General features: G+C 62.5%; 17 protein-coding genes. 14 read left to right on the top strand and 3 right to left on the bottom strand.

All coding sequences use genetic code 11. The features are described from left to right. Positions 1–68: 68 nt before the first annotated feature. Positions 69–764, bottom strand: a complete 696-nt coding sequence (gene radC, locus RUH75_RS09355; RefSeq protein WP_313805084.1) for a RadC family protein — start codon at positions 762–764, stop codon at positions 69–71. A gap of 214 nt (positions 765–978) precedes the next feature. On the opposite strand from radC, the gene RUH75_RS09360 reads away from it, so the two are divergent. The 8 genes from RUH75_RS09360 (at position 979) to RUH75_RS09395 (ending at position 7,582) form a co-directional block, all read left to right on the top strand. Next, positions 979–4,200 (top strand): YdbH domain-containing protein, encoded by a 3,222-nt coding sequence (locus RUH75_RS09360; RefSeq protein WP_313804929.1) that lies wholly within the window; start codon positions 979–981, stop codon positions 4,198–4,200. Beyond that, on the top strand, positions 4,197–4,385 hold the full coding sequence (locus RUH75_RS09365) for a YnbE family lipoprotein (protein ID WP_313804931.1): 189 nt from the start codon (positions 4,197–4,199) through the stop codon (positions 4,383–4,385). Before RUH75_RS09360 ends, RUH75_RS09365 begins: the two co-directional genes overlap by 4 nt. Beyond that, the gene (locus RUH75_RS09370; RefSeq protein WP_313804934.1) at positions 4,382–4,783 is read left to right on the top strand and encodes a YdbL family protein; all 402 of its coding nucleotides are present in this window, start codon (positions 4,382–4,384) and stop codon (positions 4,781–4,783) included. Before RUH75_RS09365 ends, RUH75_RS09370 begins: the two co-directional genes overlap by 4 nt. A gap of 177 nt (positions 4,784–4,960) precedes the next feature. Continuing rightward, the gene (locus RUH75_RS09375; protein ID WP_087574745.1) at positions 4,961–5,284 is read left to right on the top strand and encodes an AtpZ/AtpI family protein; all 324 of its coding nucleotides are present in this window, start codon (positions 4,961–4,963) and stop codon (positions 5,282–5,284) included. Between the two features lie 48 nt (positions 5,285–5,332). Continuing rightward, a complete protein-coding gene (locus tag RUH75_RS09380) occupies positions 5,333–6,118 on the top strand; it encodes a F0F1 ATP synthase subunit A (protein ID WP_313804941.1) in 786 nt (261 codons plus the stop codon). Positions 6,119–6,165: 47 nt separating this feature from the next. Then, complete coding sequence (locus tag RUH75_RS09385) at positions 6,166–6,393, top strand: F0F1 ATP synthase subunit C (protein ID WP_004207392.1); 228 nt, start codon at positions 6,166–6,168, stop codon at positions 6,391–6,393. 87 nt (positions 6,394–6,480) lie between these two features. After that, entirely contained in the window at positions 6,481–6,975 is a 495-nt protein-coding gene (locus RUH75_RS09390) for an ATPase (RefSeq protein ID WP_313804944.1), read from the top strand. Then, positions 6,968–7,582: a F0F1 ATP synthase subunit B gene (locus RUH75_RS09395; RefSeq protein WP_313804947.1), complete on the top strand. Its 615-nt coding sequence runs from the start codon at positions 6,968–6,970 to the stop codon at positions 7,580–7,582. The genes RUH75_RS09390 and RUH75_RS09395 overlap by 8 nt, the downstream gene beginning before the upstream one ends. Positions 7,583–7,698: 116 nt before the next feature. Here the strand turns inward: RUH75_RS09395 and RUH75_RS09400 are convergent, their stop codons facing one another. Next, positions 7,699–9,354: a sensor histidine kinase gene (locus RUH75_RS09400; protein WP_313804950.1), complete on the bottom strand. Its 1,656-nt coding sequence runs from the start codon at positions 9,352–9,354 to the stop codon at positions 7,699–7,701. 104 nt (positions 9,355–9,458) lie between these two features. Further along, complete coding sequence (gene uvrC / locus RUH75_RS09405) at positions 9,459–11,387, bottom strand: excinuclease ABC subunit UvrC (protein WP_313804953.1); 1,929 nt, start codon at positions 11,385–11,387, stop codon at positions 9,459–9,461. 375 nt (positions 11,388–11,762) lie between these two features. Between uvrC and RUH75_RS09410 the strand changes: the two genes are divergently transcribed. The 6 genes from RUH75_RS09410 (at position 11,763) to RUH75_RS09435 (ending at position 17,359) form a co-directional block, all read left to right on the top strand. After that, positions 11,763–12,545, top strand: a complete 783-nt coding sequence (locus RUH75_RS09410) for a DUF2569 domain-containing protein (RefSeq protein WP_313804956.1) — start codon at positions 11,763–11,765, stop codon at positions 12,543–12,545. A gap of 94 nt (positions 12,546–12,639) precedes the next feature. Continuing rightward, on the top strand, positions 12,640–13,701 hold the full coding sequence (locus tag RUH75_RS09415; protein WP_313804959.1) for a phosphatase PAP2 family protein: 1,062 nt from the start codon (positions 12,640–12,642) through the stop codon (positions 13,699–13,701). A 651-nt stretch (positions 13,702–14,352) separates the two neighbouring features. After that, positions 14,353–14,559 (top strand): Flp family type IVb pilin, encoded by a 207-nt coding sequence (locus RUH75_RS09420; RefSeq protein ID WP_313804962.1) that lies wholly within the window; start codon positions 14,353–14,355, stop codon positions 14,557–14,559. A 79-nt stretch (positions 14,560–14,638) separates the two neighbouring features. After that, complete coding sequence (gene cpaB, locus RUH75_RS09425; RefSeq protein ID WP_313804965.1) at positions 14,639–15,565, top strand: Flp pilus assembly protein CpaB; 927 nt, start codon at positions 14,639–14,641, stop codon at positions 15,563–15,565. Beyond that, positions 15,552–17,060, top strand: a complete 1,509-nt coding sequence (locus RUH75_RS09430; protein ID WP_313804968.1) for a type II and III secretion system protein family protein — start codon at positions 15,552–15,554, stop codon at positions 17,058–17,060. Before cpaB ends, RUH75_RS09430 begins: the two co-directional genes overlap by 14 nt. A gap of 14 nt (positions 17,061–17,074) precedes the next feature. Then, positions 17,075–17,359: a hypothetical protein gene (locus tag RUH75_RS09435; protein WP_313804971.1), complete on the top strand. Its 285-nt coding sequence runs from the start codon at positions 17,075–17,077 to the stop codon at positions 17,357–17,359. Positions 17,360–17,375: the final 16 nt, after the last annotated feature.

Here is a 17,375-nt window from a genome sequence, read left to right on the forward strand (position 1 = left end):
CCCCCCCCCCCCCGCTTCAGGGAAGGGGCGTTAAGCGGACCGTCCGACTTCCACCCTTGCCCCCAATCCTAGATCAACCCCTTCGCGCGCAGGCTGACGTGCCCCTGCGAGCCGATGATGATGTGGTCGTGCACCGCGATATTGAGCCTTTTCCCGGCCTCCGCGATCTGGCGGGTGATTTCTATGTCCTGACGGCTGGGCTCCGGCGAGCCGCTGGGATGGTTGTGGACCAGGATCAGCGCGGCCGAGCCCAGATCGATCGCCCGACGGATCACTTCGCGCGTATAGATCGCCGCCTGATCGATCGAGCCGTCGCCCATATGTTCGTCGCGAATCAGCATGTTGCGGCTGTTGAGGTGCAGCACCCGCACCCGCTCCACCGTCAGAAAGGCCATGTCGGCGCGCAGATAGTCGAGCAAGGCCTGCCAACTCGCCAGCACCGGCCTTTCCGCCACCTCGTTGCGGAGCATTCGCAATGTCGTCGCCTGAACGATCTTGATCGCGGCGATGCTGGTGTCGCCCATGCCGGGGACGCGGGCGATCGCCTGCCAATCCGCCGTCATCAGCCCGCCGATCCCGCCAAATTCCCGCAACAGTGCCTTGGCCAGCGGCTTGGTGTCGCGACGCGGGATGGCGAGGGCGAGCAGATATTCGATCAGTTCATGATCATGCAATGCTTCTCCGCCGCTGTCTGCCAGCTTCTGGCGCAGCCGCGCGCGATGCCCGACGCCGTCATGGGCCGTCTTCAAGTCCGTTTCCGGCAAATCCTTTTCAGGCAATGTCTTATCCGTCCCCCGTTCGCGGAGCGGGACGCTATTCATTGCGGATTTATCGGGCAAGGATATTTAAGCTGTGTCGGATGTTATGTAGGCGTTACGAGCTAGAGTCATTGTTTTCCGTGATTTCCGAGCCGCCAGATGATGCCATCTGGCTCGAAATCACTCTACAGCGCGTTGAAAGCCGGGGTTGGCCATAGGCATGGAAGATGAAGACGGCGAAAAGGAGATTCGCCGGGGCTGGCTACGCTGGCTTGGAGTGGGGACGGGATCGCTTGCGCTGATCCTCGCCGCGCTCTGGACGCAGCGCGCGCCCATTGCCGAAAATTTCATCAGCCGCGAACTTAACCGGCGCGGCGTGCAGGGCAGCTATGACCTCAAGACCATCGGCCTTCGCACCCAGCGGATCGAGAATATCGTGCTGGGCGATCCGGCCGATCCTGATCTTACGGCGCGCTGGGTGGAGGTCGACATTGCCTTTACCGGGCTGACGCCGCAGGTGGCGGCGGTGCGGGCGGGGGGTGTCCGAATGCGCGGTTCGTTGCGCAACGGAGCGCTGAATCTGGGAGAGGTCGACAAGTTTCGCGATCCAAAATCCACCGCGCCGTTCAGCCTGCCGGATATCGTGTTGGCGTTGAATGATGCACGATTGCGGCTGGACACGGATGCCGGAACCGTGGGCATGCAGATCGACGGCAAGGGCAATTTGCGATCGGGTTTTCGTGGGAAGCTGGCGGCGGCCATGCCCAATGCGGGGTTCGCCGGTTGTGGCATGGCCGACATGCGGGCGATGCTGGATGTCGCCATGCGGGACGGGCGACCGCATCTGAGGGGGCCGATGCGGGGCGAGGCGCTGGCCTGTCGCAATGCGGCGACGGCGATTGCGCGGCCGGTCGCGGATGTGGACGTCTGGTTCGGCAAGGCGTTGGATCGCTGGAGCGGTCATGTCGATCTGGCGGGCGATGCCTTGAAATCCCATGCCGTTGTGCTCGCAAAACCCGGTGGACGAATCGCGTTTGATGGAACGGCGGCGGCGACGGCAGGGCAGGCGCGAATCGGGGTGGCGGCTCTGTCGGGAGCGGGGGGGCTGGCCGGCCCTGCGGATTTCAGCGGCGCCTGGCATGCAGGCAGGGATGGGACACGGCTTCAGGGGCGGTTGTCGGCGCGGCAATTGCGGCTCGCCGGGCGCGATCCTTTGGCGGGCGTGCGCGAATCGACCGCTGGCACGCCGTTGGGACCGTTGGCGGCGCGGTTGGCCGATGCGGTGCGGAGGGCGGGAGAGGACAATGTCCTACAGGCCACGCTGGCCTTTGCGCAACGCGGGAAGATTGGCAGCCTGGTCCTCACCGACACCCATTTTTCGGCGCGCAGCGGGGCGCGGGTCGCGATTCCGTCCGCGGGCCGCGTGACGATCGGCTGGCCGGGCAAAAGCGGGGCGGCGGTCGACTGGGCGCTGGACGGCGGGGTGACGACCGAAGGCGGCGGGCTGCCAAGGGCGGCGTTGCGGCTGGCGCGGCGAACCGGGGGCGGCTTTGGCGGACAGCTGTTTCTTGAACCCTATGCGGCGGACGGCGCGAAACTGTCGCTGGAGCCGGTGCGCTTCGTGGCGGGGCCGAAGGGCGACACGCGCTTTTCGACGGAGCTGCGGCTGGATGGGCCGCTGCCCGGCGGGCGGCTGCGAGGGCTGGTGGCGCCGGTCGAAGGGCAGATGAGCGCCGATGGCATGCTTGCCGTCAATCCGCGTTGCGTGCCGGTTTCCTTGATCGAGGCCCGTTATGGCAGCTTCTCTGTCGGGAGGACGCGGCAGACTCTCTGTCCGATCGGGCGGCAGCCCTTGTTCGCGATGGGGCCGGGCGGGGTCCGGGGTGGGGCGGAGATTCGCAAGCTGGCGCTGGTGGGCAAGAGCGGCGAAAGTCCGCTGCGCCTTTCCGCCGATACGGCGCGCTTTGCGATGGGGCAGGATGGTTTTGGGCTCGTCAATGCGGCGCTGGCGATCGGGCCGGAGGATGCGCCGGTTCGGTTGAGCGCTGCGACCTTGAATGGAAAGGTTGCGGGCAAGGGACTGGGCGGTAGGCTGACCGGCGCGGGTGGACGGATTGGCGGGGTGCCGCTGATTGTCGAAAATGGCGCCGGCGACTGGAGCTTTGCAAACGGAGCGTTGAAGCTGGCAGCCGGCATGACGGTGCGCGATGCGCAGGCGCCGGGACGGTTCGAGCCGCTGAACGTGCCCGATTTCGCGCTGACCCTGAAGAATGGGAAGATCGCCGCCACGGGATCGTTGCGCGCGTCGCGCAATGATGCGCTGGTCGCGCGGACCGTCATCGCGCATGATCTGAGCAATGGCAGCGGCAAGGCGGATCTTGTCGTTCCGGGGCTGTCCTTTGGTCCTATGCTCCAGCCTGAGGACGTGACCCGTCTGGCGCTGGGCGTGGTGGCCAATGTGGCTGCGACCGTGAGCGGGGAGGGGCATATCCGCTGGACCGGCGCCCATGTGACGAGTGACGGGCTGTTCCGTACGGATAATGCCAGTCTGGCCGCCGCCTTCGGTCCGGTCGAAGGACTGTCGGGCGAGCTTCGCTTTACCGATTTGCTGGGACTGGTCAGCGCGCCGGGACAGGAAGTGCGAATCAGGTCGCTCAATCCGGGCGTCGAGGTTCGCGACGGCGTCGTGCACTATCGGCTGGAAGCGGGGCAGAAGGTGCGGATCGAGGGTGGAGGCTGGCCCTTTTCAGGTGGCGAGCTGGTGCTTTTGCCGACCACCATGGATTTCAGCGCCGATGTCGACCGCTATCTGACGTTCCGCGTGATGGGTCTGGATGCCGGGGCGTTCATCCAGGCGATGGATCTGAAGAATATCTCCGCGACGGGAACGTTCGACGGGATCATGCCTCTGATCTTCAATGCGCAGGGCGGGCGCGTGGCGGGGGGCGTGCTGGTCGCGCGGCAGCAGGGCATGCCGCCGCTGACCATGCCTGAAGGCGTGTTGCCGACCATCCCGTGCGATCCCACGCGCCAGTCCGGTACATTGTCTTATGTAGGGCCGGTGTCGAACGAGCAATTGGGTGCGATGGGGCGGCTGGCCTTCGATGCGCTCAAGAATCTGCAATATAAATGCCTGACCATCCTGATGGATGGCGCGCTGGATGGTGAAATGGTGACGAATGTCGTTTTCAATGGCGTCAATCGCGGGCAGATCGGCGGGGCGCCGGCGGGGCTGGCGCGGAATTTCACGGGCCTGCCCTTCATCTTCAACGTGCGGATCGCGGCGCCTTTCCGGGGGCTTTTGGGAACCGCCCAATCCCTTATCGATCCGTCAACGCTCATACAAAACAGCATAGGCGACCAGATGCAGGAGAAGATGCGCGAAAGGGTTGCAGTTCAGCCTGCTGAAAGCGACACTGTGCGAAATGGGGAGCAGAAATGAAGAAGCGAACGATCTTGACGGCGGGTTTCGCCGGTTTGGCCCTGGGGGGCTGCATCCAGGTGAAGGCGCCCGACAAGCCGATCGAAATCAACCTCAATGTGAAAGTGCAGCAGGAGGTGGTTGTACGCCTTCAACGCGATGCGCAGGATTTGATCCAGAATAACCCGGAGTTGTTCCCGCAATGACACGCAAATTTTTTATGATCGCCGCGTCGGTCGCGGTCGTGCTGGCGACAGGGCTGGCCATGACCTCTCCCGCGCGGGCGCAATCGGGAGCGGTTGCCGCTGCCATGGCATCCGGCGCGGTTGGCGAGCAGGCCGACGGCTATCTGGGCATCGCGGGATCAGTGAGCGACGCTGTTCGTTCGGAGGTCGAATCGATCAACATCAAGCGTCGCGCAGCCTATACCGACCTTGCCGGCAAGCGCGGCGTGACGGTGCAGGATGTCGCCGCCGCCACCGGATGCCAGACCCTGAGCAGCCGCGTGAAGCCGGGCCAGGTCTATCGCATCGGCGCCGGCGCATGGCAGACCAAGGGTGCCGGGCCGATCGCGCTGCCGGGCTATTGTGCCACCGCCGGCTGATTTTCCCTTTGCCGCTAGACTTTTGACCCAGCATTGTCGGGCAGGGAGATTCTCCTGCCCAACGACGGTTGACACTCCTGAAAGCCCTTTCTAAACGGGCCGCGCCTTGACGGGTGCAGCCGCAAGCGCCATGCCGCCTGACGTTGGGTCGTAAAGCCTTAACGGAAAGGATGGCTGATGGCAGCGGATGCACCGGGGCAGGACCCGGCGGGGGAGGACGCGCGGATCACCTCATTAGAGGAACGGATCGCGCAGGCCGAACACGCCGAAAAGGTCAGACAGGGGACACAGGTGCAACAGGCGGACGATGGTTCGCGCCTGGGCAACAGGGTTCTCGCGGAGCTGATCGGCGGTCTTGCTGGCGGTGCTGTGGTAGGTGGGACTCTGGACTACTTTCTGCGGACATCCCCCTGGCTTCTGTTGGCATTCCTCGGTCTTGGGATCGTGGCGGCTTTCAGGAACATCATCAGATTGACGACGACGAAGCGTCCCGACCAATAGGGACGCTTTTGTCTTAGTCCGATTGCTTAGACGTTACAGGGGTCCAGCGTGGCAGAATCCGGCAAAATCGATCCGATGCACCAGTTTGCGATCGAACCGCTGTTCGGTACGGATCATCTGTCGATCGGTGGTTTCAACATCGCCTTCACCAACAGCGCGCTCTATATGGTGGCCGCCGCTGTGGTGCTGTGGATTTTCGTCGTCGGCGGAATGAAGCGTCAGCTGGTCCCCGGCCGCTGGCAGATGGCGGTCGAATATATGACCGGCTTCATCAAGAGCCTGCTGATCGCCAATGTGGGCGAGGGCGGCAAGAAGTACATTCCCTATGTCTTCTCGCTGTTCATGTTCATCCTGCTGGCGAACCTGCTGGGCCTGCTGCCGCTGGGGCTGGTCGGCCTGCACCCCTTCACCTTCACCAGCCATTTCACCGCGACCGGCGTGCTTGCGATCATGAGCTTCTCGATCGTGCTGGCGGTGGGCTTCTACAAGCATGGCCTGCACTTCTTCTCGCTGTTCGTGCCGCACGGCACCCCGGCGCTGATGGTGGTGCCGCTCTTCTTCATCGAACTCGTCTCCTTCATGGTGCGTCCGTTCAGCCTTGGCCTGCGACTGTTCGTCGCGATGACCGCTGGCCACGTGCTGCTGAAGGTGCTCGCCGGGTTCGTCATCAACAGCGCCAATGCCAGCCCTGCGCTGGGTCTGACCGTCGGCGCCGCCAGCTTCGTCCTGATGATCGGCATCAGCGCTCTGGAGGTTCTGGTGGCGGTGATCCAGGCCTATGTGTTCGCGCTGTTGACCTCGGTTTACATCAACGATGCCGAGAACCTGCACTAAGATTTTTCCTCAACGTTTGACTAGAGTTTAGAAAAGGGAGTTTAGACATGGACGCAGAAGCTGCAAAGCTGCTCGGTGCTGGCCTGGCCGCGATCGGTGCGGGCATTGCCGCCCTCGGTGTGGGCAACGTCTTCAGCTCGTTCCTTGAAGGCGCGCTGCGCAATCCGGGTGCCGCTGACGGTCAGCAGGGCCGCCTGTTCATCGGTTTCGCCGCTGCGGAACTTCTGGGTCTGCTGGCGTTCGTTATCGCCATGATCCTGGTGTTCGTGGCCTAAGCAAGCCGCTTTTGGGACGGGCAGGTTGGCTGATCGGCCGCCATGCCCGTCCTCTGATTGACCGCGCCTGATCGGACGGACCGAAAAATGCCTCAAATCGCGCAAATTGCCGAAACTTACTCATCGCAGATCTTCTGGCTGCTATTGACCTTCGGCTTCGTTTTCTTCGTCATTGGCCTGGGCATGGTGCCCAAGGTTCAGGCGACGGCCGATGCGCGCGACGCGAAGATCACCGGCGATCTGGATGCCGCCAAGGCGGCTTTCGCCCGCGCCGACGAGGCGGAGGCGGATTATCGCGTGCGTGACGCCGAAAGTCGGGCTGCTGCTCAGGCAGCCCTGGCCAAGGCCAAGGCGGAAGCGGCCAAGGCTGCCGAAGTCAAGCTTGCCGCCGCCGACGCGGACATTGCAAGCCAGATTGGCGCGGCCGAAGCCCGTATCAAGGCTGCGTCCGACGCGGCCATGGCAGAGATTGAAACCGTCGCCGCTGATGCAGCGCGCGACATGGTGGCTCGCATTTCCGGCGTGAACGCGTCGGATGACGCAGCCCGCAACGCAGTAAAGGCGGCACTGGCCCATGGCTGAGGCAGCAGCACAGCATAGCGAGGCGGACGCTCCGCATCTCGATCAGGCGATCCATTCGGAAGGGATGGAGCCGGTCGGCACCGTCGCCCATGAAGGCGTGGCGCCGCACAGCGATCCCAAGGCGGTTGGCATGGATGCCACTGCGTGGGTCAGCCTGGCGATGGCAGTGTTCATCCTGATCCTGTTGTTCAAGAAGGTGCCCGGCCTGATCGGCGGCGCGCTGGACGGTCGCATCGCGCAGATCAAGACCCAGTTGGAGGAAGCATCCAAGCTGCGGGCCGAGGCGGAAGCGCTGAAGGCCGAATATGAAGCCAAGCTGGCGGCTGCCGCTGGCGAGGCCGCCGCGATGCGCAAATCGGCTGAGCATGAATCGGAGACGCTGCTGGAGGACGCGAAGGCGAATGCCGTTGCGTTGGTGGCGCGTCGTCAGAAGATGGCCGAGGACAAGATTGGCGCGGCCGAACGCGCGGCGGTTGCCGGCATTCGCACCAAGGCGGTGAGCGCCGCGACCAGTGCGGCAGCGACGCTGATTGCCCAGGGGCATGATGCGAAGGCGGACAAGGCGCTGATCGACGATGCGATCAAGGGACTTGGTTCCAGCGTCTGAGGTCTTTTCAATATCGAGAAAAATGGGCCGGGGCGCATCGTCAAACCGGCCCTTTTTGTTGTTTGGGTGCTTGGCTGAGGGCAGCGCAGGAGGAATGACCTGAAGCCACCAGCCCATCACTTTCGCGGAACGGTAATCCGGATCGTCGTCCGTCCCCCGATATTACGTAGGAACACCTCGCCGCCCAGCATCTGTATCCGCCGCATCAGGGAGCGGGACGGCACCGCTCCGCTTGATCCCAGCCGCGCCATGTTCGGCACGCCGTCGTCGCTCACCTGAAGCGCGATACGGTTGCCGTCCGGCTCCAGCGCGAAGTCGACCGCGCTCGCCCGCGCGTGGCGCACCGCATTGGCGACGATCTCCCGCACGGCAAAGCTCAGTTCCCTGCCGATCATCGCGCTGGTGGCGCAATTGCCGTCCTCGACCTTCAGATTGCAGCCTATCCCCCATTGCTCGCCCAGCGACCGCACCACCATCGCCAGCGTTTCCGGCAGATAGGCGAAATCCTCCTCATCCACTTCGGGATTGATGATCCAGCGGATGGTGGCGATCTGGTCCTTCGCGATGCGGTCGACATTCTCTATGACGGGGCGCGGTTCGACCGGCCGGCCGCCCAGCAGTGGCGCGATCTGGAAACGAATGCTGGCAAGCGCCTGCAACACGCTGTCATGCAATTCACGCTGCAACCGCTCCCGCTCGCGCGCGCCGGCGATGACATGGGCGAGGTCCAGGCTGTTGCGGACCGTCAGTTCCTCGCAGGCGCTCTCGAACACCCGCTGCGCGATGGCGGCTCGATCCTCATGGCAGGGATCGTCCAGCCGGGCCGCGCCCACCGCTTCGAAGGTGCCGATGATCACCCGCACCGTCAGCACCGTTTCCGCGCCGAGCAGCGCCGTCCACGCCTGCCCACCGGCCGACAGCGCGCCCAGCCTGCAAATGCCATCGGCCGACAGCGCAATCGATGCATCGCGCGAACGGTCGTGCCAGCCGGTATCCGCCGCCAGCAGATTGCCGAAGCCGATCGAAGCCATCTCCCGCGCCGTGCTGCTGGCGAAGCGGAGAGGTTCATGGCTGGCCATGCGGAACAGCACCGCGACGGCATCGCCGCCGGTCGCCAGTCTGAGCGCCTGAAGGAGAAAGGGGCCATGATCGCTTCTGGCGGCGGGCAATGCGCCCTCCAGCAACCTCTTGCCCCGCTCGAACTCCAGCAGCGTTTCCCGGCGCGGTCCCAGCAGTACGCCCGTCGCCAGGATCGCCACCGCAAGATAGCAGGCCCGCAGCGCGATCCGCTCCCCCTCCGGCTCCGAGGGAAGAATGGCGATCACATCGATCCATGTCGAGCCGATCGCCGCCGCGCCCGCGATCAGGGCGACCAGCAGATGGAATCGTCGCCGCACGATCAGCGCGACTTCGACCGCGACGAAGAAGCTGCCCGAAAAATAGGGGCTGTTGGACGGGTTGGTCACTACGATCAGGGAGAGGAACAGCAAGGCATCCAGAAAGATGACCGGCCTGCGAATCCGCATGTCCGTCACCCAGGATCGGGACGACAACAATACCGCCGACAGCGCCAGCAGCAGCATCAGGAGGATCAGCACATGCTCGGCGGCCTCCGCCCAGGATCGTGCGCTGGAAAAGGCGAAGCTGACGACGGTGTAGATGACGGCCAGCAGCAGGCGCGTATAATCCAGCGTCTGCCACGGACGAAGCGCCGACAGGGCGAGCCTGTCCCACCAGCTCAAGCGCATCGTGGGTTCGCTTCGCCCATTCATCGCGTGATGTACATCCCCCATCTCGCCCTGAGGCCTTTATGTTCTTTTCAGGCAACCTCTTATGGATAGGAAAATCATGTCGCGGTCAAATGGCGATCCACCAGTCAGCCGTGGAAATAATCATAAACCTGTTGCGCGACCGCCTTGGAAACGCCCGGCGCCTTGAGCAGATCTTCCAGCGCGGCGCTTTTCACCGCCTTGGCCGTGCCGAAATGCATCAGCAGCGCCTTTTTGCGCGAAGGACCGATGCCGGGCACCTCATCCAGCGAGCTGACGGTGATCGCCTTGCTGCGCTTCTGCCGATGGGCGCCGATGGCAAAACGGTGCGCCTCGTCCCGCAGCCGCTGGAGATAGAACAGCACGGGATGGTTCAGCGGAAATATGATCTCCCGTCCGTCGGGCATATGGAAGACTTCCCGCCCCTCGCGGCCATGATGGGGGCCCTTGGCGATGCCGATCATGCAGACATCCTCTATGCCCATGTCCTCCAGCATCGCGCGGGCGGCTGATAACTGCCCCTTGCCGCCGTCGATCAGCACCAGATCGGGCCATTCGCCGCTGTCGCGATCCGGGTCTTCCTGCGCTGTCCCATCTCTTGCCAATTTGGCGAAGCGTCGCTCGAACATCTCGCGCATCATGGCGAAATCGTCCTGCGAGGTTTCCGGATTCTTCATGTTGAACTTGCGATAGGCGTTCTTGCGGAAACCCTCCGGGCCCGCGACCACCATCGCGCCCAGCGCATGGCTGCCCTGGATATGGCTGTTGTCGTAAATCTCGATCCGGTCGGGCACCCCGTCCAGTCCGAACGTCTCCACCATCTCCTCCAGCACCCTGGCCTGAGTCGTGGTTTCGGCAAGGCGGCGATCGAGCGCCTCCACGGCGTTACGCTGCGCCTGCTTGATGAGGCGCGTGCGGTCGCCGCGCTGTGGCACCTCGATCCGCACCTTCGATCCGATCCGTTCACTCAGCGCCTGCGCCATCAGCTGGCATTCGGCGGGCGCGCGATCGGACAGGATCAACCGGGGCGGTGGCACTTCCTCGTAAAATTGCGCCATGAAGCTGCTGAGCACCTCATCCTCCGCGACTTCGGCCGTGTGGACGGGGAAGAAGCTGCGATGCCCCCAATTCTGCCCGCCGCGAATGAAGAAGGCCTGGATGCACATCGACCCGCCCTTGGTCGCCAGCGCGAAGATGTCGGCATCGCCCAGCCCCTCGGCATTGATCGCCTGGCTGCCCTGGATGAAGGTCAGCGCCTTCAGCCGATCCCGCAGCACCGCTGCCTGTTCGAAGTCCAGCGCCTCGGACGCGGCCTCCATCGCTGCGCCCAGCTTTTTTTGCACGGCGGTTGATTTGCCGCCGAGGAAATCCTGCGCATCCTTGACCAGTTCGGCATAATGGGCCCCGTCGATCCGCCCGACGCAGGGCGCCGAGCAGCGACGGATCTGATAGAGCAGGCAGGGCCGCGAGCGATTGGCGAAGAAGCTGTCGGTGCAGCTTCTCAGCAGGAACAGCTTCTGGAGCGCGTTGATGGTCCGCGTCACCGATCCGGCGCTGGCAAAGGGGCCATAATAGCGCCCCTTATATTTGCGGGCGCCGCGATGCTTCTGCACGCGGGGAAAGTCATGATCCTCGCGCAGCAGGATGAAGGGAAAGCTTTTGTCGTCGCGCAGCAGCACATTGTACGGCGGGCGGAAGCGCTTGATCAGTTGCGCTTCCAGCAGCAGCGCCTCAGCCTCGCTATTGGTCGTTACGATCGTCATGGAGCGTGTTTGCGCGACCATCCGCTGGAGCCGCTTTGGCAGGCGATCGACCTGGGTGTAATTGGTGACCCGGTTGCGCAGAGCCCGCGCCTTGCCGACATAGAGCACGTCCCCGCGCGCGTCCTGCATGCGATAGACGCCGGGACGCGTCGGCAGGGTTTTCAACGTCGTGCGGATCGCTTCCACGCCCGCGTCGATATCGGGCTGGCTGCCCGTGACAGTGAAGGTCGCCTTGTCTTCGTGAAAACGATCGGGAGATTGAGGGCCGGACATGCGGCAGAGATAGCTGCGTGAGCGAGGATCGCAATGGCTGGTTTGGGTGGAAGGTGGTCGTTCCGCTTACCGACCCTTCCCTGAAGCGCACCGTGCTCCTGCGAAGGCAGGAGCCCAGTTCAAACGTTGTGATGACGAGGCGAGGGCGGGACTGGGTTCCTGCCTTCGCAGGAACACAGCGCGCTTAACGGCTACAAATGGCCATTTACCCCCGCCTCCCGGACGCTTGCCCGCTATGCCTCTTATCTTTTCCGATCCTCGCACCATATTCCTCACGCGTCGCAGAACTTTCCACGCGGTCGTGCATTTACTGAGCGTTTACCAAGATGGCCGATAGTCGCGGCAGGTTCAGCGTTTGGCGGAGGTCCGGTTTCCATGGTGCGAGTGGTGAAGGACCATCTCTATCGCAAGAGCGTGGCGGTCGTCCTGTCGATGCAGGTCAACCTGCAATGGATCGTGGCCGTCTGGATAGTGGCGGCGGCCTTTGCCTGCGGCCTGCGACTGGCCTTTCCCGCGACGCCCTATGCAGCGACGCCCTGGGCGAGCGGGGCGGGGCTGTTGCCCTATCTGCTGGTTGTGGGCGCGCCGGTGGGGGCGCTGCTGCTGGGGTTGAAGCTGTTTCCGGCGGGGCATGTCCATGCGCAGCCCGCCTTCCGGCTGGCGCAGGTCGGGCGCTGGCGTAAGATCGACTGTCTGGAAGCGCGGGAGATGTCGCAGTTCGGCCTCTACGGCGTGATGGCCTCCCTGCTGGTGGGCATCGCCGTGAACGTGCCGGTGCGGACGCTGGAGTTCCTGAGTTCCATCCCGGCGCTGGGCAGCTTTTCCCCGCCATGGTTCGTCAGCCTTTATGGCGTGATGCTGGCCGATGTGGTGATTTTGTCGAGCCTCTATATGTTCGCCTTTGCGATGGCGCTGCGGCTGGCGCCGCTGTTCCCGCGCTTTCTGGTGATGGTGTGGGGCGTGGATCTGCTGGCGCAGCTGGGGATCGCCAGACTTGTGGCGGGGATCGACAGGGTGCCGCATGCGGTCGACATGGCGTTGCTGGACATGCTGACGGGCAATGTGAAGAAGGTGCTGATCAGCGCGGCGATCTGGCTACCCTATCTGTTGCTCTCGGAGAGGGTGAATGTGACCTTCCGCCATCGGGCCAGTGTTTGAACAGGTGAAAGGCTCCGATTGACATTTGGCCGGTAGCGCAGTTTCTTTCCGCAAGATGGCCATAGGGCGGTTATAAGTTCCGGGGGGAACGCGCATGATCCGGCAGACTTGGCGCGATGATGCGCCGATCGTGATCTATATCGGTGTCTATTGGGCCATATGCTCGGTTGTCTGGTGGATGACTGGGCGGGACAATATCCAGTTTGCTTCGATTCATTTAAACGCAGCACTGATTCTTGGATGTCTGGCTGCCTGCCTTCCGTTGCAGATTCTGTATTTGCTGGTCCGGCACAGGCCGGGGTTTCCTATCGGATTTTTCCGCAACTTCTATCGTCATTATCAGCCGGTTCGGCGGGTGGTTGCGTCGTCTCTTTTCCTGCTAGGCTTGGTTGTTTTCTGGCCGATATTCTCTGCAATGAAGAAATCGATCGGCCTTTATACAGATTTTAGCTGGGATCACGCCTTTATCCGGGCCGACATGCTGATCCATAGAGGCGACGCTTGGCAGCTTTTTACATGGCTCCTCCGATCGCCCACCGCCGTATATTTGATCAATGTTCTCTATCAGGCGTGGATTACGCTGCTCTACATCGGGGTGCCGTTGATCGCGCTCGATCTGGAAAGACGGCGCTTGCGAAGCCAGTTTCTGATGACGCTGGTCTTGGGTTGGTCGATCATCGGCAACGGTCTTGCCATGTTATTGGCGTCCGCCGGGCCATGCTTCGTGGCCGTGATCCATGGCAATCCCCATTTCGAACCGCTGATGGCGCAATTGAAAGCCGTCGATCAGATCACGCCGTTGATGACCCTGAAAGTGCAGGCGAAGCTGTTGGCGATACAGGCGACCAACGGCAATGGTCTGGGATCGGGTATTTCTGCCATGCCGTCAATTCATGTTCATACCGCGTTTCTATTCGCGCTCTGGGCCAGCAAAGTATCCCGTCTCGCAGGCGTCGTGTTCGGCTCATTCTGTGCCGTCATCATGATCGGGTCGGTGTTGACCGGCTATCATTATGCTGTGGATGGTTATGTCGCCATCGGAATGACGGTGCTGTTGTGGTGGCTCAGCGGCGTCTTCCTTCGCTGGCGGGATGGGCGTGAGAACAGCATGGTTGCGCCAGAGCAGCCTCTGACGGAGCCGCTTCCGGCTGAGTAATAACCATAAATTGCCATGGGTTGAGGGGCTTGGGCGCGATGATTCGTTTCCGAGTCGCGCCGAGTCGAATATTCTGGACATCTCTCCTTTCCCCTTAAGGTGAATTTTGGCCTCGCAAGTTGCGGGTGGATTGGGGGTAGGGAAGCTGCCGAGCCATGGGGCAGCGCTTGTAAATCCGGATATGCCTCCGAGGATTATTATATGGTTATTTTCATTTTTAAGTCATAAAAATACTTTGGCGTTCTCCAAGAAAAAATAAGGTAAAAATGGGGATATATTTCATGATCATTTCATTTTATTCGTAGAAATATAAGTTATATTAAAATAACTTTCGACATGTTTACTACTTGTATTTGGATATATAACTAAAGATATATTAAAAATCAGACTTTGTTTACTTTTGGCAACAATCGATCGTTTCCAATATGGTTAACAAAATATGAATGTAAGATATTGAAAAATTTACATATTTTTTACCCTGTTGACATGGATCGGCTTTGGATCAACTTAGGCCTCAAGTCATGCGGCAACTGCCAACTGCCTGTCGAGTGGAGATAATCCGCCGTCAGGGTCGCAAGGTAGACAGGCCCCTCCGCAGGACTTTGCAAGAGCAGCCGGGAAGTCATTTCCGGTCTATTAGGGGTAAAAGACATGACTTTCTTTAAAAATCTGTGGAATGATCAGAGCGGTGCTTCGGCAGCGGAATATGCGCTGATCCTGGCGATTGTTGGCACTGGAATTGCCGTTGCAGCGTGGACGCTCGGCGACAAGATCAAGAATGCGATGGAGAACGCTGCAAGCTGCATCTCCGGAGCTGCTGACGCATCGACCGCTGCGGGCGCATCCACGGCTTGCTAATTAACGGCCAGCATTGAAAAGCCGGCCGACAGAATTGTTGGCCGGCTATAATTGACTCCACATTCCGGGGGGAGTTGTCGTGGGGCAGCGCAGATCACTTATCGTCCTCGGCCTTGCAATCCTGCTAGGCTTGGCAGCCGTATTCATCGCGAACTCCTATCTGAGCCGTGCCGAAAAGGTGCAGCAGGCAGATGGCGGAACGGCGAAAGTCGTGGTGGCGACTGTGGCGCTGCCCTTCGGAGCAGCAATAACAGCTGAAAAGATACGCGCGGTCGACTGGCCCGCCAGTTCGGTGCCGCCGGGCGCTTTCCGTGATCCGGTTCAGCTGACCTCTCTCGGCAAGGGCCGGGTCGTGCTGCGGCAGATCGAGCCGGGCGAACCGATCCTCGCTTCCAAGCTTTCCGGCGAAGGCGGGCGCGCGACCATGTCCGCGGTGCTTTCCCCCGAAATGCGCGCCGTCGCGGTGCGGGTGAGTGATGTGGCGGCGGCGGGCGGCTTCGTGCTGCCGGGCGATACCGTCGACGTCTTCGTGACGCGCACGCTTCAGGATGCGGTGGGCGGAAGCCAGCAGATCACCGACGTTCTTCTGCAAGGGACACGCGTGATCGCCATCGACCAGAACGCCAATGACTCGTCCAAGGACCCGACCATTGGCAAGACCGCGACGCTGGAGGTCAACCAGGTCGACGCGCAGAAGCTGGTGCTGGCGCAGCAGGCCGGGCAGTTGACGCTGGTACTGCGCAACCTGACCGACAAGCCCAATCCTGCCGTGCAGACCGTGGGCATAGAGGATTTGCGCGACGGCGCCTATGTCGGCGGCTATGCCGGTCCGCGCGCCCGCGTTGCCGACCTTGCCTATCTGCCGCCGCGTCCGGCGTCGGCGTTCCGCCCCGCGCGCCGCGCGGTGCCGAAGAACAGCAACGCCCTGCCGTCAACCGCATCGGTCGAGATCGTGCGCGGCACGACCGGCACCAGCTATGAGGTGAAGCGCTATGGTTCCCGCTAAGTCCGCCCGGTTGCTGGCCTTTTCCCTGGCGCTGGGCGCCGGGGTGGCGCTCCCCGCCATGCAGGCGCAGGCCCAGATCGCCTCGCTCAACGTCAGCAACGCCAATCACGCCGGGCAGCTCGACGTGCCGCTCAACAAGAGCCAGGTGCTGACCGTCGACCGGCCCTTTTCAAAGGCGATGGTGGGCAATCAGGAAATTGCCGACATCCTGCCCATGACCAACCGGTCGGTCTATGTGCTGGGCAAGAAGATGGGCACGACCAGCCTGACGCTCTACGACAACCGCAACATGATGATCGCGGTGGTCGATGTGGCGGTGGGGCCGGATGTGGTGACGCTGAAGCGGCAATTGTCCGACCTGATGCCGGGGCAGCCCATCGGCGCGCGCATCTCCAATGACTCGGTGGTGCTGACGGGAACCGTATCCAGCGCGGCGGCGGTCGACCGGGCGGTGCAGATCGCCAAGACCTATGCGGGCGACAAGGTCGTCAACATGATGTCGGTCGGCGCGGCGCAGCAGGTGATGCTGGAGGTGCGCTTTTCCGAAATGACGCGCAGCGCAGCCAAGCAGTTCGGGATCAACACCGCTTTCCTGTCCGACAGCGGCAAGGTCGTCGGCGGCATCGGCAATGCGGCGCAGTCCTCCGCGATCCTGTCCGACACCAATGGGCGGCCGATCGTGGACCTGAGCAAGATACTCGACAGCTTCGGCATCGGCGCGGCGAATTATTCGGTGGGAAGCCTCAACCTTACCTCCGCGCTTGACGCGCTGGAGCGCAAGGGCGTCGTGACCACGCTGGCGGAGCCGACGCTGGTGGCGCTGTCGGGCGAAACCGCATCCTTCCTGGCGGGCGGCGAGTTCCCGATACCGGTGTCGCAAGGCAATAGCAGCGGGAGTGGAACCGGCGGCAATGGCGGCAATGCCATCACCATCGAGTTCAAGCCTTTCGGCGTGAGCCTGGGCTTCACGCCCACCGTGCTGGAGGATGGGATCATCAATCTGGTGGTGGAGCCGGAAGTCAGCTCCATCGATCCGTCCGCATCGGTGACGGTGAACGGCCTTACCATTCCGGGTCTGCAAACCCGCCGGGCCAGCACGACGCTGGAGTTGCGCGACGGGCAGTCCTTTGCTCTGGCGGGGCTGCTGCGCAAGGATTTCCAGGATACGGTGCGGCAGTTCCCGATATTGGGTTCCATCCCGATCATCGGCGCGCTGTTCCGGTCGAGCGGTTTCCAGAAGAGCGAGAGCGAACTGGTCATCATCGTGACGCCGCGGCTGGTGAAGCCGATGCGGGCGGAGGATGTGCGCCTGCCTACCGATCGGGTCAGGCCGCCGCATGAGCTGGACCTGTTCCTGATGGGGAGGACGGACAAGGCGGTGGGCATCAATCCGCTCGACCCCGACGCCATGCCGCCCGAAGCGCCAAGGAATGCGCCAGCGCCGGCGAAGGAAGCGCCCGCTTCGGGCAAGGCGCCCAGCGGGTATGAGCTGTGAGCAGGAGGGTGACGATGCGGGGAATCTGTTTTGGATCGGCGCTGCTGCTGCCGTTGCTGGCGGGCTGCACGGCGAATGACCCGAGTTTCGGCGGGGCGGTGCGCAGCAATTATGCGATGCAGGTGATCAATCCCGATCCGCATTATGAGGGCGCTCTGACCGAGGGCGGCAATGGCCAGACCTCCGCAGCGGCGGCGGAGCGCTATCGCACCGACAAGGTGAAACAGCCCAAGTCGATCCGCACGACCAGTGGCGGTAGCGGCGGTAGTGGCGGTGGTGGTTCTGGCGGCGGCAACTGATCGAGGGAGGAGTGAT

The sequence above is a fragment of the Sphingobium sp. genome, assembly GCF_032153725.1.
Taxonomy (GTDB): domain Bacteria; phylum Pseudomonadota; class Alphaproteobacteria; order Sphingomonadales; family Sphingomonadaceae; genus Sphingobium.

Bases quoted from the DNA above. Each gene is read 5' to 3' on its own strand.
- RUH75_RS09360 (WP_313804929.1), top strand. From the start codon at position 979: ATGGAAGATGAAGACGGCGAAAAGGAGATTCGCCGGGGCTGGCTACGC.
- RUH75_RS09420 (WP_313804962.1), top strand. From the start codon at position 14,353: ATGACTTTCTTTAAAAATCTGTGGAATGATCAGAGCGGTGCTTCGGCA.
- RUH75_RS09430 (WP_313804968.1), top strand. From the start codon at position 15,552: ATGGTTCCCGCTAAGTCCGCCCGGTTGCTGGCCTTTTCCCTGGCGCTG.
- uvrC (WP_313804953.1), bottom strand. From the start codon at position 11,387: ATGTCCGGCCCTCAATCTCCCGATCGTTTTCACGAAGACAAGGCGACC.
- RUH75_RS09395 (WP_313804947.1), top strand. From the start codon at position 6,968: ATGGCTGAGGCAGCAGCACAGCATAGCGAGGCGGACGCTCCGCATCTC.
- RUH75_RS09435 (WP_313804971.1), top strand. From the start codon at position 17,075: ATGCGGGGAATCTGTTTTGGATCGGCGCTGCTGCTGCCGTTGCTGGCG.
- RUH75_RS09410 (WP_313804956.1), top strand. From the start codon at position 11,763: ATGGTGCGAGTGGTGAAGGACCATCTCTATCGCAAGAGCGTGGCGGTC.
- RUH75_RS09370 (WP_313804934.1), top strand. From the start codon at position 4,382: ATGACACGCAAATTTTTTATGATCGCCGCGTCGGTCGCGGTCGTGCTG.
- RUH75_RS09415 (WP_313804959.1), top strand. From the start codon at position 12,640: ATGATCCGGCAGACTTGGCGCGATGATGCGCCGATCGTGATCTATATC.
- RUH75_RS09375 (WP_087574745.1), top strand. From the start codon at position 4,961: ATGGCAGCGGATGCACCGGGGCAGGACCCGGCGGGGGAGGACGCGCGG.
- RUH75_RS09400 (WP_313804950.1), bottom strand. From the start codon at position 9,354: ATGAATGGGCGAAGCGAACCCACGATGCGCTTGAGCTGGTGGGACAGG.
- RUH75_RS09365 (WP_313804931.1), top strand. From the start codon at position 4,197: ATGAAGAAGCGAACGATCTTGACGGCGGGTTTCGCCGGTTTGGCCCTG.
- RUH75_RS09390 (WP_313804944.1), top strand. From the start codon at position 6,481: ATGCCTCAAATCGCGCAAATTGCCGAAACTTACTCATCGCAGATCTTC.
- RUH75_RS09385 (WP_004207392.1), top strand. From the start codon at position 6,166: ATGGACGCAGAAGCTGCAAAGCTGCTCGGTGCTGGCCTGGCCGCGATC.